At 62.4% G+C, this 20,994-nt stretch carries 19 protein-coding genes and 1 pseudogene; 9 read left to right on the top strand and 11 right to left on the bottom strand.

The genetic code is table 11. From position 1 onward, the window contains the following. Positions 1–124: 124 nt before the first annotated feature. The 4 genes from ACFVBH_RS26875 (at position 125) to ACFVBH_RS26860 (ending at position 2,560) form a co-directional block, all read left to right on the top strand. Positions 125–532: a YciI family protein gene (locus ACFVBH_RS26875; RefSeq protein WP_379005634.1), complete on the top strand. Its 408-nt coding sequence runs from the start codon at positions 125–127 to the stop codon at positions 530–532. 275 nt (positions 533–807) lie between these two features. Further along, complete coding sequence (locus ACFVBH_RS26870; RefSeq protein ID WP_379005632.1) at positions 808–1,428, top strand: hypothetical protein; 621 nt, start codon at positions 808–810, stop codon at positions 1,426–1,428. Between the two features lie 189 nt (positions 1,429–1,617). Then, positions 1,618–1,980, top strand: coding sequence for an Lsr2 family protein (locus tag ACFVBH_RS26865; RefSeq protein ID WP_379005630.1), 363 nt, complete (start codon positions 1,618–1,620; stop codon positions 1,978–1,980). Positions 1,981–2,104: 124 nt separating this feature from the next. Then, a complete protein-coding gene (locus ACFVBH_RS26860; protein WP_354987204.1) occupies positions 2,105–2,560 on the top strand; it encodes a VOC family protein in 456 nt (151 codons plus the stop codon). A 135-nt stretch (positions 2,561–2,695) separates the two neighbouring features. Here ACFVBH_RS26860 and ACFVBH_RS26855 read toward each other — a convergent pair. Then, positions 2,696–3,596 (bottom strand): IS5 family transposase gene (locus tag ACFVBH_RS26855; protein WP_379005627.1). Its coding sequence is split into 2 segments (ribosomal slippage): positions 2,696–3,217 and positions 3,219–3,596, totalling 900 coding nucleotides; the frame shifts between segments, so codons are not numbered across the junction. A gap of 599 nt (positions 3,597–4,195) precedes the next feature. Here ACFVBH_RS26855 and ACFVBH_RS26850 point away from each other — a divergent pair. Both ACFVBH_RS26850 and ACFVBH_RS26845 read left to right on the top strand, forming a co-directional pair. Next, positions 4,196–4,519, top strand: a pseudogene (locus tag ACFVBH_RS26850) (transglycosylase SLT domain-containing protein); the annotation flags it as partial. 272 nt (positions 4,520–4,791) lie between these two features. Then, entirely contained in the window at positions 4,792–5,463 is a 672-nt protein-coding gene (locus ACFVBH_RS26845) for a hypothetical protein (protein ID WP_379005625.1), read from the top strand. Between the two features lie 56 nt (positions 5,464–5,519). Here the strand turns inward: ACFVBH_RS26845 and ACFVBH_RS26840 are convergent, their stop codons facing one another. Next, positions 5,520–7,040 (bottom strand): hypothetical protein, encoded by a 1,521-nt coding sequence (locus ACFVBH_RS26840; protein WP_379005623.1) that lies wholly within the window; start codon positions 7,038–7,040, stop codon positions 5,520–5,522. 529 nt (positions 7,041–7,569) lie between these two features. Here ACFVBH_RS26840 and ACFVBH_RS26835 point away from each other — a divergent pair. Together ACFVBH_RS26835 and ACFVBH_RS26830 are read left to right on the top strand one after the other, a co-directional pair. After that, positions 7,570–7,968 (top strand): hypothetical protein, encoded by a 399-nt coding sequence (locus ACFVBH_RS26835; RefSeq protein ID WP_379005621.1) that lies wholly within the window; start codon positions 7,570–7,572, stop codon positions 7,966–7,968. Positions 7,969–8,397: 429 nt separating this feature from the next. After that, the gene (locus tag ACFVBH_RS26830) at positions 8,398–10,257 is read left to right on the top strand and encodes a hypothetical protein (RefSeq protein WP_379005619.1); all 1,860 of its coding nucleotides are present in this window, start codon (positions 8,398–8,400) and stop codon (positions 10,255–10,257) included. A gap of 358 nt (positions 10,258–10,615) precedes the next feature. Here ACFVBH_RS26830 and ACFVBH_RS26825 read toward each other — a convergent pair whose 3' ends face one another. After that, positions 10,616–11,206: a Fic family protein gene (locus ACFVBH_RS26825; RefSeq protein WP_379005900.1), complete on the bottom strand. Its 591-nt coding sequence runs from the start codon at positions 11,204–11,206 to the stop codon at positions 10,616–10,618. 9 nt (positions 11,207–11,215) lie between these two features. Beyond that, complete coding sequence (locus ACFVBH_RS26820; RefSeq protein WP_379005617.1) at positions 11,216–11,995, bottom strand: hypothetical protein; 780 nt, start codon at positions 11,993–11,995, stop codon at positions 11,216–11,218. A 245-nt stretch (positions 11,996–12,240) separates the two neighbouring features. Between ACFVBH_RS26820 and ACFVBH_RS26815 the strand changes: the two genes are divergently transcribed. Continuing rightward, positions 12,241–13,446, top strand: coding sequence for a PLP-dependent aminotransferase family protein (locus tag ACFVBH_RS26815; protein WP_379005615.1), 1,206 nt, complete (start codon positions 12,241–12,243; stop codon positions 13,444–13,446). A 125-nt stretch (positions 13,447–13,571) separates the two neighbouring features. On the opposite strand, the gene ACFVBH_RS26810 is transcribed toward ACFVBH_RS26815, so the two are convergent. The 7 genes from ACFVBH_RS26810 to ACFVBH_RS26780 all read right to left on the bottom strand — a co-directional run bounded on the left by ACFVBH_RS26810 (position 13,572) and on the right by ACFVBH_RS26780 (position 20,249). Further along, a complete protein-coding gene (locus ACFVBH_RS26810) occupies positions 13,572–13,967 on the bottom strand; it encodes a DUF6069 family protein (protein WP_379005613.1) in 396 nt (131 codons plus the stop codon). Between the two features lie 135 nt (positions 13,968–14,102). Then, the gene (locus tag ACFVBH_RS26805; protein ID WP_379005611.1) at positions 14,103–15,344 is read right to left on the bottom strand and encodes an RNA polymerase sigma factor; all 1,242 of its coding nucleotides are present in this window, start codon (positions 15,342–15,344) and stop codon (positions 14,103–14,105) included. Beyond that, positions 15,341–15,688 (bottom strand): YciI family protein, encoded by a 348-nt coding sequence (locus ACFVBH_RS26800; protein ID WP_379005609.1) that lies wholly within the window; start codon positions 15,686–15,688, stop codon positions 15,341–15,343. Before ACFVBH_RS26800 ends, ACFVBH_RS26805 begins: the two co-directional genes overlap by 4 nt. Before the next feature lie 15 nt (positions 15,689–15,703). After that, positions 15,704–16,396 carry a dihydrofolate reductase family protein gene (locus ACFVBH_RS26795; RefSeq protein WP_379005607.1) on the bottom strand — a complete coding sequence of 231 codons (693 nt, stop codon included), beginning with the start codon at positions 16,394–16,396 and terminating at the stop codon, positions 15,704–15,706. A 184-nt stretch (positions 16,397–16,580) separates the two neighbouring features. Further along, complete coding sequence (locus ACFVBH_RS26790) at positions 16,581–17,345, bottom strand: dihydrofolate reductase family protein (protein WP_379005605.1); 765 nt, start codon at positions 17,343–17,345, stop codon at positions 16,581–16,583. An 85-nt stretch (positions 17,346–17,430) separates the two neighbouring features. Then, complete coding sequence (locus ACFVBH_RS26785; protein ID WP_379005603.1) at positions 17,431–18,585, bottom strand: sigma-70 family RNA polymerase sigma factor; 1,155 nt, start codon at positions 18,583–18,585, stop codon at positions 17,431–17,433. An 86-nt stretch (positions 18,586–18,671) separates the two neighbouring features. Beyond that, the gene (locus ACFVBH_RS26780; protein ID WP_379005601.1) at positions 18,672–20,249 is read right to left on the bottom strand and encodes an MFS transporter; all 1,578 of its coding nucleotides are present in this window, start codon (positions 20,247–20,249) and stop codon (positions 18,672–18,674) included. Positions 20,250–20,994 lie beyond the last annotated feature (745 nt).

Here is a 20,994-nt window from a genome sequence, read left to right as displayed (position 1 = left end):
CGAAAGCCTATGTGCACGAACTGCGTCGGTGGTCTCTGGGTGGCGGGTTGGATTACTGGCACATCAGGGCAATTCGTGGTCCAATACGTTGACACATCGGATCTCGGGATGAGAGGGCCGCGCCATGCGGTACATGCTGTTGACCACATATGCGCCTGCGGCATTTTGTGACAGTCCGATCGAAGAATGGGCCTCGGAAGATATTTCGGCACACATAGACTTTCAGCGCGCGTTGGGGCAGGAGTTGGCCAAGTCGGGAGAGTTGATAGAAGCCCAAGGGCTCACCGGACCGGAGGCGGCTCGGGTGGTCTGCTCCGACGGTCGCTCGGCGCCGGTAGTCACAGACGGTCCCTTCGTCGAGTCCAAAGAGTTCCTGGCGGGCTACTGGGTCGTTGACGTGGACACCGCGGAACGTGCGTTGGAGATCGCCGCCCGAATCTCGGCGGCCCCTGGACCCGAAGGTCGGCCGATGGGGGAGTATGTCGAGGTCAGGGAGATCGCGAGCGGCCCGCCGAACGGCGACGGCGCGTGATGCGTTCGCGGCCGTGCCAGTGGACCGCGGGTCTCCGTATTCCCAGTCGTGAGAACGGTATTGCTGCGTGTGTCAGGCTTGCATCGTGAGGTCACATATCGCAACGATCTTCGCAATCGCGACAACTGCTATATACGCACCGACGCGGGGGCGGTGACGTGATCCAAGCGGCAGGAACACTCGGCGCTTCGCTCGTCGTGGTACGTGGGTGGGAACTACTGTCCGCAGGCTTGTTTGTCGTGGGGATCCTAGTGCTTCGGCGGCGAAGAAATCCGGTGTATTGGGGGGTGTTCGCAGGTGCTGTCCTGGTTTGCCTCTTCGACTGGATCTGGAACAGAAACTGGTACGGAGCAGTCAGTTACTCTGATTACTTCATTCCAGCTTGGACCGCTCGTGGCGAGCGGCAGCCCGTCGCTTTGCCGCTCGTGTACTGCTTCTTCTTCGGTCTGCCGATGATTCAACTTCTGGAGCACAGAAGTGTTCTGGACGAGAGATTCGGTCGTCTCCAGTGGCCGTTGATATTTGGGCTTTTCGCCATTCCCCAGATGCCTTTCGAGATATTTGCGTCCAGAGTGTTGAAGCTATGGCATTACCACGAAGTTCCGCCGTGGACGTATCTCGGCGTACCATGGTCGAACGCGGTCTTCGCTGGTTTTCTCGGAATCGGCTTCTACGCTGCCGGCCGGCTGGCGCTCCGATGGACCTGGTCCCCCGCCGATCGAGAAGGTTTGACGGCAACGGGACCCAGCTCGATCGACAGCCGGCTCGAACGGTGGATCGTTGCGTTTGTTACGACGCTGGCTCTGTCGTCGCTAGTGCTCACAACGATCACGTACGCGTTCCTGCCCTGGTACATGGTGGTCAAGCCATGGGCGCCAACCGCTCCCGCTCTGTAAACGGAGCGCTACCGCTCTCTCGATCGTACCTGGCATTGCCTCGGTGGAGGGAACTGGACTCGATCAAGCTGCGATCGGTCAATTCTCGGCGCACTTGCTGAACAGCAGATCGAGTGAAATAGATTGTGCAGCAAGGGTATTCAGGCATCCTCAGGTATGATCTGATTGTTTACGATCGTTGGAGGAACTGTGGTGAAGAAGCTTGTCGTAACGTTGATCGACGACCTCGATCCGAGCAGGCTTGCGAACGAAACAGTGGAGTTCGGACTCGACGGAATCACCTACCAGATCGATCTCAGCACCGATAATGCCGAGAGACTGCGTAACCTACTGCGGGACTGGGTCGCACACGCCACCCGAACAGTCGGCCCACGCCGACGGCCCTCCCGTACCTCCTCGTCCGCGGTAACCCGGCGAAGCCGACACGAATCCGAAGCGATACGTCGTTGGGCCCGAGCGAACGGTGTACGCGTGTCGGCCCGCGGCAGAATCGCTCAGACCGCCATCGAGGCCTACCAAAGGGCAGCCGATCCCGACTCCTCGGCACGATGAAGTACGTGAGCCTCCCTCGCGGAGGCGAATCTCCAACTGAAGACCTCCGATAGGTCGAGGACGCGCCGCGGGTTCCGACCTAGTTGTACCCAGATGACATTTCGCACGTACACCAGGAGTCGCCGTGGCCACGCTCACCACCTACGTCTGGTTCGACAACGACGTGGAATACGCCGCGAAGTTCTACGCCGCCGTCATCCCAAATTCTCAGGTCAGAGAATACGTACGCGCTGCCGACGGCCATGTGCTCACCGCGACGCTGAACCTGGCCGGCCAGACGGTCACCTTGACGAACAGCGGTCCTGGCCATCCGGTGACCGACACCGTCTCCTTTCGGATAGCAGTCGACACGCAGGAAGAGATCGACCGGTTGTGGGATGCGCTGACCGAGGGCGGACGTGGCAGACCCTGCGGGTGGTTGACCGACCGCTTCGGATTGTCCTGGCAGGTCGTTCCTTCGATCCTGTCTTCACTGACGGCAAGTGAGGACGCAGTCAAGTCCCTGGCCGCCGATCTGGTGATGCGGACGATGACGAAGATCGACATCAAGGTCCTGCGCGACGCATACGATCGTGGATGACGCCTGAGTGTCCGACTCGTTCATCAAGCGCGAGCAGCCGGGAAACCACCACGTTCTCGACGCGATCGAGGTCTTGCGCCTCGATGGCGGGGGCGCGCACATCGCCGCCAGGTGAATGCAACGCCGGCGGTCGCCCTAGGTGGTGTCTCCCAATGATTTGAGCCATTCGATGATCAGGACCAGGACGAATCCGGCGCGGTAGGTGATCGCGAGTTTGTCGTAGCGCGTCGCGACCGCGCGCCAGTGCTTGGCGCGGTTGAAGGCGCGTTCGATAACGTTGCGGCGCTTGTAGAGCCCAGGATCGAACCGTGGCGTCCGGCCGCCGGCGCGGCCCTTGCGTTTGCGGTTGGAGACCTGATCGGACCGTTCCGGGATGACGGTCCGGATCCGTTTGCGGCGCAGCAGGGTTCGGTTCGACGCCGCGGAGTAGGCGCGGTCGGCGATCACCACGTCCGGGTTGCGCCGCGGCGGCCCGCCTTCCGGACGTGGCACCACCACCGCATCGAGCAGCGGGGGCAGCAACGGTGAATCGTTGGTCTGCCCGGGGGTGAGCAGCACGGCCAGACCGCGACCGGCACCCTCGGCAGCGAGGTGGATCTTGGTGGTCAGCCCGCCGCGCGAGCGCCCGATCGCGTGATCGGCCGGTTCATAGCCCGGTCACCGAGTCGGCGGACGCGCCGGCGGCGTGCTGGTGGGTTCGCACGATCGTCGAGTCGATCGAGACCACCCAGTCCGGGTCACCGGTGGTGTCGGCGAGAGCGACCACCGCGGTGAGCACCCGATCCCAGGTGCCGTCGTCGGCGTAGCGGCGATGGCGTTTCCACACCGTCTGCCACGGTCCGGAGTGTTCGGGCAGGTCCCGCCAGGGCAGGCCGGTCCGCAGCCGGTACAGCATGCCCTCGACGATCAGGCGGTTGTTGGCGAAGTTGCGGCCCACGCGCCCTTCGGATGTGGGCAACAGCAGTTCCAGCAGTTCCCACTGCTTGTCGGTCAACACCCGGTATCGATCACCGATCGCGGTCGTCACGGCGGCCATGATGCACGATCGGCCCCGCACGCGGGGCCGATCGATTCATCCAATTGGGAGACAGAACCTAGCGGGCGCCAACTCGGCTGTCCGACCAAGCGCTGCGGCTAGGCGTGGCTTGCCGTCGAAGCATTCGTAGCGACATGAAGTGCAAAACAGCGTTATCAACGGGTGATGACATTCAGCACATTCCCACTCATGGGAAACTGTGAATCGGGAGTAGTGTAAACCGCACCTCGCATCCGGGATTCGCGTCTGCGAGTTGACCCGAATCCGCAAATATAGTTTGTATCAACTATCCGTTCTAACGCGGGCCGTTGTGGGCAACGGCGATGCGGAGGCAAATTATGTGGATTTCTAGTGTCATATCTACAGGCGGTGCATTAGTTTCTGGTAGTCCTGTTAAAAGATGGATTTTCGGTACTGCGGGCATAGCGGTCGTTGCGTTGTCAGCCATAGCCGGCGGCTGTGACTCAAATGTGGACGAACATCGACTTTCTGGGGCTAAGGCGCCAAGCGCTACAATCAGCGCAGAAGCTCAGCAAACTGCGAAAATTCCGGTACGTCAGCAGGACAACTTGCGACAGATCGAGCAGTCTCTACGGCGTTACTCGGACGATTTGAACGGCTGGATACTCGAAGCTCTAGAGGTTCTGCGCCTCCATGAAATACCAGGTTCATACGAGGGGATTCATCGCAATATCATGCGCGAGTCGAGCGGGAATCCGAACGCAATAAACCTGTGGGACAGCAATGCTGCGAAAGGCATACCTTCGAAGGGCTTGCTGCAAGTCATTGATCCCACATTTTCGGCGTACCACGTGAATGGAACCTCCTGGGATATTTACGATCCCGTCGCAAACATATCCGCTGCGTGCAACTATGCGGCAGCCCGATACGGGTCAATCGATAATGTATACTCAGCATACTGAAGACAATGGTGCTCAGCGACAATCAGCCCTTGGGTGCTGGTTGGCACCTCTCTCAAGGACATCTCCATGCTCACCGGCGGAATCGCGCGTGACCTACTGGACGCGATGACCCGCGTGCATCGGAGCTGTGATGACCTCTGTCGCTCGATCGCGTTGCCACCAGCGACCTGTCGCGGACAACGCGCAACTCGATCTCACAGTTGGCCGAGGCGGACCGGACAATCGGATCGACCGTTCGAGCATCATTTCAGCGCACCAGCGAAGAACGGTCCATGGAAGAACAAGATTTTCGGCTTATCGCGCAGACGGATCGACCCGGAGTCAACTCCTCATTCGTCGTCGTAAGCAGCGCCGGGACGAGCATCTACAAACCGGCCGTTGGTGAACACCTCCTACCTGATGCCTCACCGCAGTTTCCCTCGGGGCCCGGCGGTATGGCGCAGCGGGAAGTAGCCGCCTTTCGCATAGACCGACTGTTCGGTTTTGGTAGAGTTCCTGCGACGGGCCTGGTAGATGGCCCGTTCGGGCCAGGCTCTAACCAGCGTTTTGTAGCATCTCGACCGCCCAGCTTCGATGAGTCTTTTGATGCAATTCAAATGCAGCAGACGGCCGTACTGGACTACATCGTCGCCAACCAGGATCGCAAGGAAATACGAAACTATCGAATAACCAGCTCGGGTTCGATAGTTGCAATAGATAACGGGATGTGCTTTCCGCACCTACCATCACCGGATGGAGTGCAATCCCGGTTCGTCACAGAACTTCGCGGAGTGCTGCTTGCGCCCGAAATCCGACATCGCGTCGATCTGGTACGGGCTGACGACATCAGGGTTGCGTTGCGAGACTTGGGGCTTCATGATTCGGCAGTAGAAGGTACTGTGGAACGTTTTGAAGAAATTCGAAGGCTCGGCCGGGTGAAGGGTGGTAGTAGGTGGCTACCTTGAAGAATCGATTCAATAGGTATCAACGCTCGATCCCATCGATGGCCACGATGATCTACTCACGAAGGAGTTGACGGGGGATCGATGCTCGCAAGCGGCGGGGGGTTTCCATCGGTGCGAGCACGGACCTGATGCCTCTGGTTGGACGCGGGGCCTTCTTTCGCAGGTTTCTGCGTATCACCCGGCCCGGGGCCACGACCACGTGCCCTATTAGGGATAGCAGTCAGCTTTCGGTCGCCATCCGACCAAGGCGACGATACTGGCGCGGAGCGCCCTGCACGACCGCTGATGCCACGTCTCCTCGGAGCAGGGGAGGGAATCGCGCTGAATCGAGCTCCTCGCGGATCTTGTGTCTCAGGATGACGCCACGGTGTGGGTTGTGCAGTAGGTGCCGAGACCTGGGATTCCGTCAATACCATTGGGGGAGGGGAATTTGGCCCCGCAAGTGACCGGCCGACCTCGGCTGCTGTCGGGCTCAACGAATCGCGTACGACATCGCTCTGGTGCATTGCGTTTTCCATCGTCAGGCTGGTGCCAGGTAGACGCTCCACGCCGATCGCTTCCGTGGCCGTGGGTGTGGGTGTGTCGATTGGCGGTGAGGTCTCGACAACCGCGGGTCGAGGCGACATGGGCGACGTGCGCTGCTCGGGAGCTGCGGGCGAGTCGACGAAATCTCTTGTATCTCGGCTGATTTGGTTCGCGCCGGAAGGCCGCGTTTCCGAGAGGAGCTCTTCGTTCGGAGTTCTCAACTTCCTGAGCCCGGTAAGCGGATCGTCGTCGAGCGGATGGTGGTAACTCGGCTTCGGCTCGAGTACCGAATGCGGTGGAGTGGAGACCGGTATCGACTCCGACGAGTCCGGGCGGGTGCTGAAGTCCAACGGCGCGACCCCTGCCGCGAGTGTGCTCGCGTGCCCAGCCATGTCGTCAGCGTAGCGGTCGAGCATGTCGGCGTATCGGCGTACCTCGTCGGGCTCGATGAACAGTGCCGTCGGATCGGCCGGCATGTCCAGGGCGTCGCACGCGGCACGGTAGACGAGCGGGTCGAGTAACTGGGCGACTCGAGCTTCGAGCGGTTCGATGGCGCGGTTGATCACCTCAGCCAGGATGTACGCAACCAGAGTTTGTTCCATGGCCAGGCACAGCCTGCGGCCCGCTTCCGTGATCGCAGGAATCAAGGTCGCGGACAAGCCCGACGTGGCCACCGTGGCTCCCAAGGCTGACACGTAGCTCGCCGCCAGCGTCGCAAGCTCGGCCAGGACAGCCGCCTTGACCGTCACGACCACAACCGCTGCGGCATCGAGCGCAACCGCGACCGCCTCGCACATGCGTTCCAGGTCGCCCATATGCTGGGAGCTCATCGCACCCCACGCACGCAGCAATTGCTGATAGGAGTACCCCGAGTAGACCGCACTCATATCCTTCACGGCGCCTCCAGCGGCCGAGTGCGTCTCCACCACGTTCGCTGCGAATATTCGCACGTGAGTAGCGAGTTCGCGGATATGGTCCTCGTTCACATCCGGATACGGGACTCCGCACACGTTGAGAAAAAGGACTACCTCACTCGGAATCTGCAATGCCATCGCCGGCGACCTTCCAGCTCTCCAGTGACGTCATTGTCTCCGCGTCGCCGGCGATTCACCGGTCGTGGGAAGCCTACCCAGCTCGGCCCTGGGTGATCTATACCCCGCAGGCTCCCGCATAGCGGACTTCCTCCGCCGGCAAGCTGGTGGACTTGGGCGGCCACTGAAAGTTGCCGCGGACCCCGTTCCGCTACGGTAGAACACCGCTGCCCCCAGATGTGTTGTGCGCCAATATATCCGGGCCAGGTTGTCGTTTCGGTCACTGCCAGTCACCCGGGGACGCGGCCGCGGGAGGCACGCGTCCCCGGGCTTCGAATGGGCCAGTACGGGTGGGGAGTCCCGATCTCCAGCCCTGCCGATGAGGGCGGATTCAGTCTGCGCTATTCCCAACGGTGGGCGCCGTGATGCTCATTGCGATGTGTTTGATGTGCGCAGACAGCTCCGTCGTCGATTCGCGCAATTCCGAAGATCCGAGCCCGATCGATGTTCCCGTCACCGAGAAGCGCGGTACCCGGTGCTAGATTTCGGCATGAGTACCAGGGAGTCGGGCAACCCCGAACTGTATTTCGACTCCGACAATGTCAGCTCCGCGAACTCCAGGCTCAGCGGCGCGCTCGAGGATCTCGCCAAGGTCCTCGAGAAGCTGAACCACGGCACACCGGACAGCTCCGTCCTCGGGGACAGCAATGTCACCGCGGCCTGCACGACTTTTCGTGATGTGTGGCGACGCGAATCCCACTTAACCATCTCGGCTACCGACACCGTAATCTCTCTCGTCTCTCGAGCCACGGTCAGCTTCAAGGAAGCTGACCGAAACAGTGCTACCGCGATAGCGGCCACGATCCAACCGTCCACCGTCGCGGAGCCGGCGACGACCCCCAATCCAGACGACAGCGCACCACCGTCCGATTTCGCTCCAGTTCGTTGAGATGAACGAAACACCTCGCACAGACGAGCAGTTGCTCCGGCTCGACGTCCACGCAGCGTTCGCCAATACCACGAACCCCGACCGGACATCTCAGTTCGTGCCCGGAGATGTCATCGTTTCGGCGGCCCTGCGATTGGAAGCAGCCGGGGTAGGTCCCCACCCCGTGGCGGTCCTCGCAGGATGCGTCCGCGTCCTAGGCCTCGATGAGACACTGCGACTGCCCGAACTCTTACCAGCTACTGCAGCATCACAGCTGATACGGGACTGGACCGCGCGGCTGGTCCCGGGTCCGAATGTAGCCCGGGACGAAGCGTTGGCGCGATTATTCGAATCCGCTGCCACCGTGATGAGGTCACGGCGCGCGACTACCCGGTACCGGTTGTCGCGGGTCCCCTGGACTGGGCAAGCGCCGAAATCTGAACACAGCCGATGAGCGGCCCGGTATGGCAGCACGTAGGAGCCGGGCTGATCGGCGGGGCCATCTCCCTGGCTCCGATACCGGGTGCGGTATTCCTCGGCGGCGCTGTCGGCGGTGTCCTCACCGGACTCGCCGACGGCCGATCAGGACGAGAACTGCTGGCAGACGCCGCGATCGGCGCCGCGGGTGGTTGGTTCGGCGGTCAGGTCCGCGCGGTCGCCGGCGCAACCGGCATGATGTCCAACCTGAACATCGCCTCCGCGGCCCCCCTGGCTGCCAAGATCGCCCAGGCTCTCGGAGCCGGCGCGTCGAGCATGCTCGCGACCGCGCTCTACGACCACTTCGCCGATGCCCCACGAGAAATCGCCATCCCCGGAAAAAGCGCCCGATTACGAGCTCTGGAAACTGTGCTGGCCGCACTGGGGGAGGCCGACTCCGTGAAACACCTGCGGCAAGGGATCGATATCGCCCTGCAAATTCCCCCGCTGCCCGGAGTCGCACCCGGAATAGAAGCTGAAGCGGACGTTTACTCGAGCGCCTCCGCTCTGTGCAAGCGAGCACAGGACAACTTCGAACGAACCGCAACATTCGAATTGCCCAACGCATGGCATGGCCAAGCGGGTCAGACGTTGTCAGAGTCCGTTCTCGCCCTGTCCAGCGGCACTTCGCATGCTGCCGACGCGTTGGCCTCCGCCAGCGGCGCGCTACAGCATTGGGCTGACACAGTGACCACCACACAGGCCGAGGACACCGCCGCGACAACAGCAATGCGGGACGTACGGGAAAAGCTGAACACGCTGTCCCACAACGCCGCTCGCATCGCGGCCATCACCGGTTGTCAGGCGCGAATCGACGCGACGCGAGACTTCGAAGCCGCCGCGACAACAACCGTATCCACCATCGGAGCCGCAGCTCAGGCCGCGCGTGCCTCCAAAGTCGGAGCAGGGATTGACCCGTTGACCGCCGAAACACTGGCCTACACGGGAAGTGACCAGCAGTCGTCAGATCCCTCCGAGGACATCCTGACTCCTATCGGACTGGCGCGTGCCTCACAACGGGCTGCCGTGCTCACCCCATCCGACCGATCCGCCTTCGGGAAACTCCTGGCCAACGCCAAATCACCGCAGGAGGCGGCCTACCTGTGGGAAGCGCTCGCCGCCGGGTACTCCCTGCCCGACATCACAGCCTTCGACCAGCAAATCCACCCTCACGGCGACGATCTGCAGTGGCTCGAACGTCATCTACACGTCCAAGACCTCGTCAACTATCAGGCAGAAGGCACAGGGATAACGGTACCCATCGGCTACTCCCTCGATGACCCGGCCGTCAAAGCCGTCTATGAACAGAACGACGAAAACTGCACCACCGCGTCGGTTCTTGTCGCCCGCCTAGACGCCGACCCGGTACTGATGCTTGGCATCACCACCGGAACCGGGCCCGCCGCCGTCGATGGCCCTGTCGTCGGCGATGACAGTCCCGGCGCGTTCCGTGATCGCCTTGTGCATGCTTTCAACGACAACTTCGACCCCGACCGGACACCCTGGCCCAAAGGCAACCAGAACATGGTGAACGACCTGATCACACCCATCACCGGGACCCGTTACGAGATGCACACACTCTCGAGCCAGGAGGCTCGCGAAGCCGTCCTGCCCCGCATACAAGCCGCTGTCGCGGCCGGCCAGCCGATCCCACTCGGCCTGGACCTGCCTTCCGGCCGCGAAGGACACCAGGTGATCATCATCGGACAACGGCCGGGCCAACTCGAGATCTATAACCCCTTCGGCTACACCGAGTGGGTAACAACGGAACAGTTCGTCAACTCCCAGATGCCTTTCCGCCCGATACCGGCAAGAATCATCCTTCCCGATTGAGTCATAAGAGATTATGTACAGAGGAGCTTCGTCGAAGCAACTCGCTCTCGGCATCTCTAGATGCCGAGAGCGAGTTGCTTTTTCGCAAGTGGCATGGTCTGCGCTCTGACTCGCACCACCTCCGACAAGAGCGCGGGGTCCGCGGGGAGGGCGAGCATCTACAACTCTGGTACGCGCCTGCCATTTGCGAAGATCGAATTGAAATTTGAAACCTAATGATAGCGAACGTGTTTCGTTCACAACTGTACTCAAAAGTCGGAACGACCTCGGCCGACTTCTTCCCAGTCGTGGCGGGCTGAGATCCACCTGCTAACCGGGCTGGCCGGCTCCTCCGAATGGTCCCACCATAGGTCCCGTACTACGGCAAGCGTTCCCATGCCGCAGAGTGTGGCCAGTCCACGCTTACCCGAGGACGAACTCCGGTAGCAGGATCCAGCACTGGACTCGCGGGAGTTTCATCACGGAGGGTCAGGCTATGCGGGGCCGCCACGTAGAAAATCCATATCGAGGCGAAGTTCTGAGATGTTGTGTCCTGCGCCGGGTGTGAAGGGCGCTGAAGGCCATCCGAGCTCAGTGTAGAGGTAATGCTCCTCCTCCAGGCCGAATACCGTGACCGGGTCAGCAGCGTCTCCCAGCCCCGCGAGTCGGTCTGAGCGTTCGCGAAATAGCTCGCTGCCGGCCCTAACTCCTCGGTCCATTGTTTGGGGGTCGAGAACAAGTCGTTGTTGAAGTCGTTCGGTGCGCTCGGGGGCAGACCGTGCCGCTTCAGCGACCAATTCATCAGCAGTCGAGAGCAGCGGCCGTTGTAGTCATTCCATGGATGAATCGACGTGAAGCGCTGCTGAAGCTCGGCTGCCAGTCTATATGGATCAGCACCCGGCTCGCCTTTTTCTGAGTTGTACCATTCGCACAATGACTGAAGTTCCGTGCGTGCGTTTTCCGGTGAGATAGTGCGATATTATATTATCGCATGGGGAAAATTTGTGTTCACCGATCCCGGTGGAAGGTAGTTTACGTAGGGGTTGGCTTGCAGCACATCCACCTGCTGTTTGGTCAGTGCAGTCCATTGCGCGCAACTGCGCATGTCTGTCTGATTCACAAATTCTCCACCCAGACCAGGTTTGGAGAACCGAGAGAGATTTTGGTGTACTTCGGTCATGAAGGGCACTGTCAGGTCTGTGTCGGTATGTTTCCGGGTGAATATTCGTGCAGCGAGGTAACCTGCCCATTCTTCTTTGGAGAACAGCAATTCGGGGCTGGGCTGTCGCGCGATCACCGCTACTTCCAGAAGCGGCCTGTCGATCACCAGGCTTGCTTCGAGTGCGCGTTGTCCGGGGGTACGCAATCCTAGCTCGGTCGTCCCGGCGACGATCGCGAGCGCCACCCCATCGCCTTTCCCGGCCAAGTGGTCGTTTGCGGGATGCACGGGTGGATTCGAGGGATGGATCGGATGCGTCTGGGATGAGGGTGGCGCATGGCCGGTTCCACTCGGCCCGGTGAACACCGTTTCGTGTCGCCTGATGTCGTCGCCGTGGAGCTGATCTGCTCGCTCGATTTCGCGCAGGTCATCTCTCACGAGGTGGGCAGCATTTCGATGCTCGTCCTCGAGCTTCCCTGCCGTCTTGTGAGACAGGAGGTGCGTCAAATACTGAACAACATCTGTGAGTAGCGTCGAGATCGAAGAGGCCAACCGATCCCTTTCTGAGCCGGCACTGAACCCAATTCCGATGAGGCTCATGGTATTTGCTCGACCGCGGCGGCGACTTCGCATGGGTGGGAGTCTCTCGCGAATCAGTGCGTGATCGGCCTCGAAGTCGGCAGACTCGAGCGCCGGTATCTCCATGGCAGGGAAGTGGTGGGTGCGGTTTGCTCGATACATTCGGCGTGAAGCAATGGTCTCTGCCCGGTGGGGCCGGCCCGTATGCGAACGCTGCGGTCCACGAAGGGGCCTGTCTTATGTCGGTGTCTACCTGAGGTGCTCATATGTACGCGGTGACTCCTCCGCTGTCCCCGCGCGTGGACAGGCTGCAGAGTTCGGCTATTCGGGACCTGCTCGAGCTGACGGCTCGTTCTGATGTCATCAGTCTGGCCGGCGGACTGCCGGACGCCGAGTTGATGCCCCTGGATCGGATTGCCGCCGCCGCGGACGCGGCGCTGTCACGACGACAAGTACTGCAGTACACCGAGACTCCAGGATGGACCGCGTTACGTGAGGTGCTCGCGGCACGCGAATCCGAGCGTGTCGGCCGCTCGGTTCCGGTGGGCGAAATCGTTGTGACGCACGGTTCGCAGCAAGCGCTGTCGTTGCTGACGGACGTTTTGGTGGATCCGGGCGCGCTGGTCATCGTCGAGGATCCCGCGTACGTCGGTGCGCTGCAGGTTTTTCGCGCAGCAGGTGCTCGGGTGGTGGCTGTGCCACTCGATGGGGAGGGTATGCGGATATCTGTGCTGCGTGAGCTGCTGGGGCAGGGACAGCGCCCGGCGATCGTGCACACGGTCACCAACTTCCATAACCCCGGCGGCGTCACCATGAGTCCTGCTCGCCGTCGCGATCTTGCCGGTCTTGCTGATCAGTACGGCTTCTGGGTCATCGAGGACGATCCGTACGGCGAGCTCGCGTTCGAGGACCCCACTCCTGCTCCAGCTGCTACTTACTCGGCCAACGTGATTCGTTTGTCCAGCACTTCCAAGATCCTCGCTCCTGCGCTGCGGGTTGGCTGGATGGTCGCACCGGGGAAAGTATGTCGTGCGGTGGAGCTGTTCAAGCAGGGGGTTGACCTGTGCGGGTCGGCGCTCACCCACCAGATTGCCGCAGAACTGCTCGCAGACACCGAATGGCTTGCCGCCCACTTGAATGCGGTGCGGAGGATCTACGGTCTGCGTGCTGAGGCTTTGGCCGGCGCCGTGCGGAAACGCTTCGGTGATCGGGTACTCGCACGCGAAGCGACGGGCGGCATGTTCATGTGGGCCTCGTTCACCGACGGCACCAACACCCGGGCCTTGCTTCCCCATGCTCTCGACGCAGGTGTCGCGTACGTTCCGGGCTCGGCATTCGCGGTCGCCACCAACCACGCTCGAAGCATGCGCCTGTGCTTCACCACCTGCGAAGTCCAGACGTTGAAAATCGCGGTCGATCGCCTCGCCCGCGCTCACAACGCACTGTCGAGCCGAGCCCGCACTCGGGGGTAGGCGGCGCCCGCTCGCACGATGCAATCTTCTTGAAGTGACTGGTGCGGGAAAAGGTGTATGCCGTCGGCCGTTGGGAAGTCGCGTGGCTCACGATGGCGAGTGGACGGCCCAGATCCACCGCGGCATCAGGCGGGGAGTCGACCGGCAATCATGGGGATGACGATCGTCGCAGCGACAATGTGGGTGAGCATCAGGAGCACTTTCGTGGGTCCCGATGCTTGCACTACGAGGTCGGGTATCAGCGACAGCCCAGTCAGCCCGACTGTGATGCGCACGAACAGGCCACGGGGGTGTGCTGTCGTTCTGTTCAGCACCGCGGAAAGCAGCAGTCCAGCCGTGGAGGAAATCCCGGTCAATACCGCGAAACCGGATAGGGGGATCGGTGCTTCGCCGACCACGAGAGTGATCCCCGCGGAACGGCCGACCGCGGCGACAAGAGTGGTGGCCGCCGCAGCGACGGCCACTGCGATCAGGCCGGTGCCGACGAGTGTTCTCGAAGACGCGGTAGCTGTGTCGGACATCGGGAGCCTCCCAGGTCTGCCGCCGACCCCGTGCCGGCCTTCGAGATGGCTACGAACACGCGTGGCTCTTTTCGACATCTCGGGTGAGCACCTCGACACCGAATGTTGAATCGTGACTTCGTCTGGTCCGACCGGCTATCCCAGTTGGGCACGGCGACGCGTCAAGTGGGCCGTCTCGGCAGAGTTCCCTGTCATGGCGATAGCGGTGTCGTAGGCCGTGCGTGCCTGCAGAGTGCGCCCCAGACGTCGAAGCAGTTCGGCCCGGGCGGCGTGGTAGATGCGATAGCCGGCCAACCTATCGCCCAGTCGGTCGATGGTCGCCAAAGCGACTTCGGGTCCGTCGAGTTCGGCGACCGCGATGGCTCTGTTGAGGGCGACGATGGGCGACGGATCGAGGCTGATGAGCTGATCGTAAAGCGCTACCACCTGCGACCAATCGGTATCGCGTGCCTCCCGGGCCGAAGTATGCACGGCGTTGATAGCCGCGAGAACCTGATACCTGCCCGGGCCGGCTCCGGTGATTGCGGCCGCGAGGCGCTCGCGCACGAGTTGGTGACCCTCGTGAATGAGCGCGGGGTCCCAGGCAGCCCGATTTTGCTCATCGATGGTGACGAGTTCGCCGGTGGTTGAGATACGGGCGCCACGCCGGGCTTCGGTAAGCAGCATCAGAGCCAGCAATCCGGCAACCTCGCCGTCATCGGGCAGGAGAGTGCGGATCAGGCGCGTGAGGCGAATAGCTTCGGTGGTCAGCTCCTGACGGATGGGGTCGGTGTCGGGCCCGGTCGCGAGATAGCCCTCGTTGAAGACCAGAAAAAGGACAGCCAGAACACCTGACACGCGCGCGGGCAGATCCGAGGCCGCCGGGACCCGGTAAGGGATCCGCGCGGCTTTGATTTTCGCTTTCGCCCGGGTGATCCGCTGCCCCATGGTGCTTTCCTGCACAAGAAAGGCCCGTGCGATCTCCGGAACTGTCAGTCCCGCAACCATACGCAAGGTGAGGGCGACGCGTGCCTGCATGGCCAGTGCCGGGTGGCAGCAGGTGAAGATCAGCCGAAGCCGTTCGTCTTCGATAGCGCCAGATGCCTCGGGCGGTTCCTTGTCGAACAAATGCCGAGACTCCTTCTGTTTGCTCTCACGCTTGCTCTCTCGTCGGATGCGATCGATTGCTTCGCGACCAGCGGTAAGAGTGAGCCAGGCACCTGGGTTGGGGGGGATGCCGTCGGTAGGCCACCGTTGCACGGCTGTCGCGAAGGCCTCCGCTGCTGCCTCCTCGGCGATGTCGAAGTCGCCGAAACGCTGGATCAGGGCGGCTATCACCCGGGCCCACTCTTCGCGGTGGGCACGGATGATGGCCGCATCGGCATGACGACTGCTCACAGAAACGGCCGTACCTCGACCTTCCGGTTACAGGCTTTGGATCCTGCGCAGGCGAGCTTCAGGGCTACATCGAGTTCGCGAGCTTCGATGACCCAGAACCCGATCAGGTACTCCTTGGATTCGAGGAACGGCCCGTCGGTGAACAGCGCCTGAGTGCCTCGGTTATCGATCACAGTGGCCGACTCGGGTGTCCCGAGACCGCCGGCGAACACCCAGTGCCCGTTGGTTTTTAGGTCGGCATTGAAATCGTCAACCGCGGCCTGCTCGGCGTCGTCGATCGCATTCTGATCGGCGGGCTTGTCGGCTTCGGTAGCTTCGCCGATCACGGAAACCAAATAGTGCATCGTGTGCATCTCCTGTCAGATGACGGCTGACCAATCTGCGGTGTGATCAGGTGGTGTGGGTCGGGGCAGCGGGAGTGTGCTGCATTGGTTGGCCCGTCTGTGGTTCTCGCGATGGTCCAGCCCGGTGAAGGGGCTCGCTTCCTTACGATGTGTTTTGTAGTGCATCTGAACAACCGCGCTGTCGAAGGTTGTCACGTCCATTAGCTGCAGGGCCGAGGAGTCGAATCCGCTGGGGAACAGTTTCCTGCCTCGGCCCAGCAGCACAGGGTGTACAAACAACCGGTATTCATCGATCAGGCCGTGCTCGATGAATGGTGCAATGGTTGTGGCTCCTCCGAACAGCATCATCTTGCGGTTGGGTGTCGCCTTCAGCGCGGCGACTTCGTCGATCAAATCGTGGGTCACTACTCGTGTGTCCCAGCCTGGGCTGTGCAACGTTCGTGAGAATACGAGCTTGGGTGTGCGTTTCCAGCATCGCGCGAAGTCGGTGTAGAACGGGGAGATGCCGGGGTCCCTATCAGCTGTCGGCCAGAATGAAGCCATGATCTCGTACGTCTTCCGCCCGTAGAGGAACATGTCGGCGTCGGTCAGCTGGCTCACGAACGGCGCGCAGAGTTCTTCGTCCACGATCGGCCAGTAGACGTCGTCGTCGTACCCTTCGGAGTAGCCGTCGAGTGACGTCTGCATCCACAGCGCTATGGTTCCCATGGCAACTTTCGTTCCTGTCAGGTGCCGCCGACAGGTCGGCCTTCTCCTGAGTCGGGCATCATCGTCTGATCGTGTTGTTTCCCAAGTGGTTCGGTTGCCGAGTGGAAGGCCGAGTCATGCGCGGGATCGGTGTCAGATTCTCGGGCACTGCGCACAAGCGGTGGAACAACTTCCACACCGGTTGTCAGGCGGTGGCGAACTGCGGGCGTCCAACCGGCCGGTAGACCTGGATGGAAACCCCTTTGGAGTCCGTTCGCGAGTGCACCGACTCCAGAGCGGTGTCGAGGCCGTCGTCAGGGAAGAGACGAGCGCCCTGGCCGAGAACGACCGGCACAACCAGCAAGGTCATTTCGTCGACCAGATCGTGTTCGAGCAGCCACCTGATGAGGGTGCGGCTGCCGTGTACCTGGAGTTCACCGCCCGGTTTGGCCTTGAGCTCGTTGATCGCGGCGACCAGGTCGCCGGAAAGGACGGTCGTGTCCTGCCATGGGGGTGTGGTGAGCGTCGAGGTGACGAGATATTTCGGCGCCTTGTTCAGTGCGATGCCGATGGGGTGCGTGCGCATCGCGTCGACCGTTCCCCATGAGCTCGCGAACATCTCGTAGGTTCGTCGCCCATAGAGAAACCCCTCGGCTCGTTGATAGGTCCGGGTGATGTAGTCCATGGTGTCGCCGTCTCCAGCGCCCATTGCCCACCCACCACGCACGAAGCCGTTTGTGCGGTCTTCATCGGAGGTCCCGCCGTTCCCCTGCATCACGCCATCGACGGTGATCTGCGTCATGGTCGTCAGCTTCATAGCCACGGTCCCCTTCTCTTCGGGCACCCGGTAGTGCCCTCTCACCTTCACTACGAACACCGTCGGTTCGATCCGACAGGGGATGTGAATTACGGAGTCGGATGTGCCGGAGAGATAGTCCCGGGCGGAGAGATCGGCCAGCGCCTCAACCATGTAGGTGAGGACATAGTCGAACTCATCGATGCGTTGATGTCTCAGGACACAATCGCCCGCAACGAACGGTCGGGAAAATGCCTGTTCAGAGCGTCGGTGGCAGGCCGAACGCGGGGAACAACTCGGCCGGGAACGACGTGATCTCCACGATCCTGCCGTCCGCGATCTGCAGCAAATCAAGGACTTTGGCCTCAAACGCTCTACCGCCGGGCGGCCGGATGTAGTGGGCCAGCGCAGGCTGCCGGTTCGCGCGCGTCGACACGCTGCGCCACTGCCCGAAATAGGCGGGCGACGCGGGGTCGAACGCCTGCACCAGACCGGCGATGAACGAGTCTCTGCCGTTCCAGAGCGGATCGGGATCCCCCGGTACACAGGATACGAGCATCGGCATGGTGACCCGCACGTCCTCGTGCAGGAGATCGACCATCGCGGCCGTGTCGGCGCGCTCCAGGGCGGACATGTAACGGTGCAGCAGGGCGCGCTCGGCCTCGGTCGGGTCCTCGGCGGGCGCCCACTCGATACGCGAAGGGGGCAGGTGCTCCTTGAGCGTGACCCGGGCTCGTTGCAACGCGCTGTTGACCGAGGCCACGCTCACCTCGAGCAAGTCGGACGTCTCGCTTGCTGGCCACCCGAGCACGTCGCGCAGGATCAGCACGGCTCGCTGCTTCGGCGGCAGATATTGGATGGCGACAAGGAATGCGAGCTCGATGGTCTCTTTCGCTACGACCGCGGCGTCCGGCTCGGCCTCGCTCGGTGCCGCCCGCTCGAGCATCCGGTCCGGGTAGGGCTGCAGCCACGGGACCGCGTCCGGCGACTGCGACGACGTCCCCGATGTGGCCGCCACCTGTGACCCCCGCGGCTGGCGCGGATTGCGGGCCAGGAAGTCGAGGCAGGCGTTGGTGGCGATGCGGTGGAGCCAGGCCCGGAAGGTGGACCGGCCCTGGAAGGTGTCCCGCTTGCGCCATGCTCGCAGGAAAGTCTCCTGCACCAGGTCCTCGGCGTCCTCGTAAGACCCGAGCATGCGGTAGCAGTGGACCTGCAACTCGTGGCGGTGACCGTCGACCATCGCCACGAAGCGCTGTTCGTCGACGGACTCGTAGGTTCCAGGCTCGACACGGCTCACGGATCGCGCCCTGCTTTCGGATGACAAACCGTCGATGAGGTCGATGAGATCGATTGATGTTATCAGGCTGAACCAGCCCGCCAGATGCTCATCACGCGGTGACCAGCGGGTATGCAACCAAACTCCGCTCTGGCCAGCACGCTTTCGATGATCGAAGATTGTGTGCGCTCACGGTGACGCACCCCGAGTCCGTCACCTTGGGATCAGTCGCTCACGTCGGCCGAAACCAGCGGGGCCGGCTGTTCGGCAGCAGTCGGCTCCTCACCCTGCGGCAGGACCTGCTCGAGTCCAGTGATGGCGAGAACCGCGAGCCCGATGAAAAATACGGCCGCGATCGTGGCCACAATGCTCAACCCACTGGTGAAAGCCTCTTGCGCGGCGCTGAGCAGCGCCGGGCCGCTCGGCGCGGGGGTTTCGGCGGCGGTCACCGCAGCGCCGGCGATGCTCTCGCGAGCCGCGTCGGCCGCGCCGCCTGTGATGCCGCTCGGCACGTCGATGCTCAGCCGGTAGACAACGGTGCCGACGAGGCCCAGCAGGGGGGCGACGCCGAGCGCGGTGCCGAACTCACCCAGACTTGCGGAGAGCGAGCCGGCCGAGCCGGCCTTCTCCTCCGGCGCCGAGGTCATGATCAGGGTGGCGCTCAGGATGCCGATCACACCGCCACCGATCGACGAGGCGATGAGTCCGGCCATCAGCAGGCCCAACCCCGAGGTGGTGCTCACCTGCGAGATGATGCCCATGCCGATCGCGGCAACCAGCGCGCCGACGGCGAGCACGTAAGCCGGGCGGACCTTGCGGACCACGCCGGAGGCGACGCCGCCCGCCATGATCAGGGCGATCGATGGTGCGAGCATCCAGGTGCCGACGGACAGTGGCGACAAGCCCTTGACCAGCTGCATGTAGAGGATGACCATCAGCATTACGCCTCCGGAGATCAGTGGGGCGAGCAGGGCTAGCAGGGCCGAGATCGACAGCGCCTTGATGGAGAAGAGACTGAGGTCGAGCAGCGGGTGCTCGAGTTGCCGCTGGCGGCGCAGGAAGAGTGCCAGGAAGACGATGCCGGCCAAAACGGAAGCGATCGGCGGAACCTCCCACCCGGTTCGGCCGATTTCCTTGAGGCCGTAGATCAGGGGCAGCAGGGCGGCCATCGAAATGGCCACGCTGACGAGATCGAGCCGGCCCGCCGCGGGGTTGCGCGACTCGGGCACAAGGAACGGCCCGAGGATCAACAGCAGTGCCATGATCGGGGCCCCGATCAGGAAGATCGAGCCCCACCAGAACGAGCCGAGCAATAGGCCGCCGACGACCGGGCCGAGCACGATGCCGGCCACCAGCGAGGTGCCCCAGATGCCCATCGCGGCGCCGAGTTGCTTGGGGTCCTTGAACATCGTGCGGATCAGGGCCAGCACCGAGGGAGTGACGGCCGCGCCGGCGATACCCATCAGGGCGCGGGCGCCGATGAGCATCCCGGTGAAGGTGGAGTAGGCCGCCAGTAGGGACGAGGCCAGGAACGCCGCCGCGCCGACGAGCAGGACCCTCCGCCGGCCGACCCGGTCGCCCAGCGTGCCCATGGTGACCAGGAAACCGGTGATCAGGAAGCCGTAGATATCCATGATCCACAGCTGCTGTGCCCCAGTGGCGCCCAGATCCGCACTCACGCTCGGCAGCGCCAAGAACATGATGTTGATATCCACCGCGGCCAGCATGGTGGGTAGGCACAGCACCGCAAGCGCGACCCACTCCCGCACCCCAGCCTTGGGAGCAACTTCGACTGAAGTCATCGCTCTTGATCCTCTCGTCGTCGCGTGCCGATCCGTCGCGGCAACACATGTATTAAGACGGCATTGAGCTCGAAAACTCATCTCACTCGCCCATGCTCGGCGGGCGCCTGACAGACTTGGGGTTCGCCAAGGGAGTTGGCGCGGCATCGATTGCGCCGGCCACAAAGTCGCTGTCCAGCACCGTGTTATCCGACCCGCCCGACACCGAACAAGCGATGACGACATGGGGGGATTTGGCAGTGCGGGACCGATTGTGCCGTCAGGTGTGGCGATCAGATGGATGTCGCGGTGGAGTATTCCCGGCCCAGCAGTCGTATCGGTGTCACAGCACTCGCGGTTGCCTGGCTCGTCCCTATCGATCAGCCATCCACACACGGGCGGATCGACCAGCTCGGCGACGTACTAGCAACCCGGGTCTGGTATTCCTGATCGACGCTCGCAGCAGTCCGTGTGGAAAGTACGCGGCCGCATCGCGCTGCTTCGCCTGTTCGTGGTGACCAAGGACGCCATAGAGTCCGTTGCGGCCGCTGTCTTTTCGACCAAGCGCGCCCTGACACCGATCGCGCTGACAGCACTTGCGCGGCGATGGCTACGGGGTGCCAACCCGCTCTGCCTTCTTCAGCAGGTGTGTAGTCTACCCGCGCGGCAGACCTCGGCTGCCTTCCTGGTGCCGACACCTGCCGTGGCCAATCGGGTGATCGCTCGTCTGGCGAGCGGCTCGTCGAGGCTCTGTGGAATACGCGCA

Origin of the sequence: Nocardia sp. NPDC057668, assembly GCF_042799795.1 — a bacterium.
Taxonomy (GTDB): Bacteria; Actinomycetota; Actinomycetes; order Mycobacteriales; family Mycobacteriaceae; genus Nocardia.
The sequence above is the reverse complement of the archived record's forward strand: the minus strand, read 5'-3'. Positions and strand labels throughout refer to the sequence as shown.

Coding starts and splice junctions, on each gene's coding strand:
- ACFVBH_RS26815 (WP_379005615.1), top strand. CDS start 12,241: ATGTACGCGGTGACTCCTCCGCTGTCCCCGCGCGTGGACAGGCTGCAG.
- ACFVBH_RS26830 (WP_379005619.1), top strand. CDS start 8,398: ATGAGCGGCCCGGTATGGCAGCACGTAGGAGCCGGGCTGATCGGCGGG.
- ACFVBH_RS26790 (WP_379005605.1), bottom strand. CDS start 17,345: ATGGTTGAGGCGCTGGCCGATCTCTCCGCCCGGGACTATCTCTCCGGC.
- ACFVBH_RS26795 (WP_379005607.1), bottom strand. CDS start 16,396: ATGGGAACCATAGCGCTGTGGATGCAGACGTCACTCGACGGCTACTCC.
- ACFVBH_RS26835 (WP_379005621.1), top strand. CDS start 7,570: ATGAGTACCAGGGAGTCGGGCAACCCCGAACTGTATTTCGACTCCGAC.
- ACFVBH_RS26845 (WP_379005625.1), top strand. CDS start 4,792: ATGGAAGAACAAGATTTTCGGCTTATCGCGCAGACGGATCGACCCGGA.
- ACFVBH_RS26800 (WP_379005609.1), bottom strand. CDS start 15,688: ATGCACTATTTGGTTTCCGTGATCGGCGAAGCTACCGAAGCCGACAAG.
- ACFVBH_RS26810 (WP_379005613.1), bottom strand. CDS start 13,967: ATGTCCGACACAGCTACCGCGTCTTCGAGAACACTCGTCGGCACCGGC.
- ACFVBH_RS26875 (WP_379005634.1), top strand. CDS start 125: ATGCGGTACATGCTGTTGACCACATATGCGCCTGCGGCATTTTGTGAC.
- ACFVBH_RS26780 (WP_379005601.1), bottom strand. CDS start 20,249: ATGACTTCAGTCGAAGTTGCTCCCAAGGCTGGGGTGCGGGAGTGGGTC.
- ACFVBH_RS26820 (WP_379005617.1), bottom strand. CDS start 11,995: ATGAGCCTCATCGGAATTGGGTTCAGTGCCGGCTCAGAAAGGGATCGG.
- ACFVBH_RS26840 (WP_379005623.1), bottom strand. CDS start 7,040: ATGGCATTGCAGATTCCGAGTGAGGTAGTCCTTTTTCTCAACGTGTGC.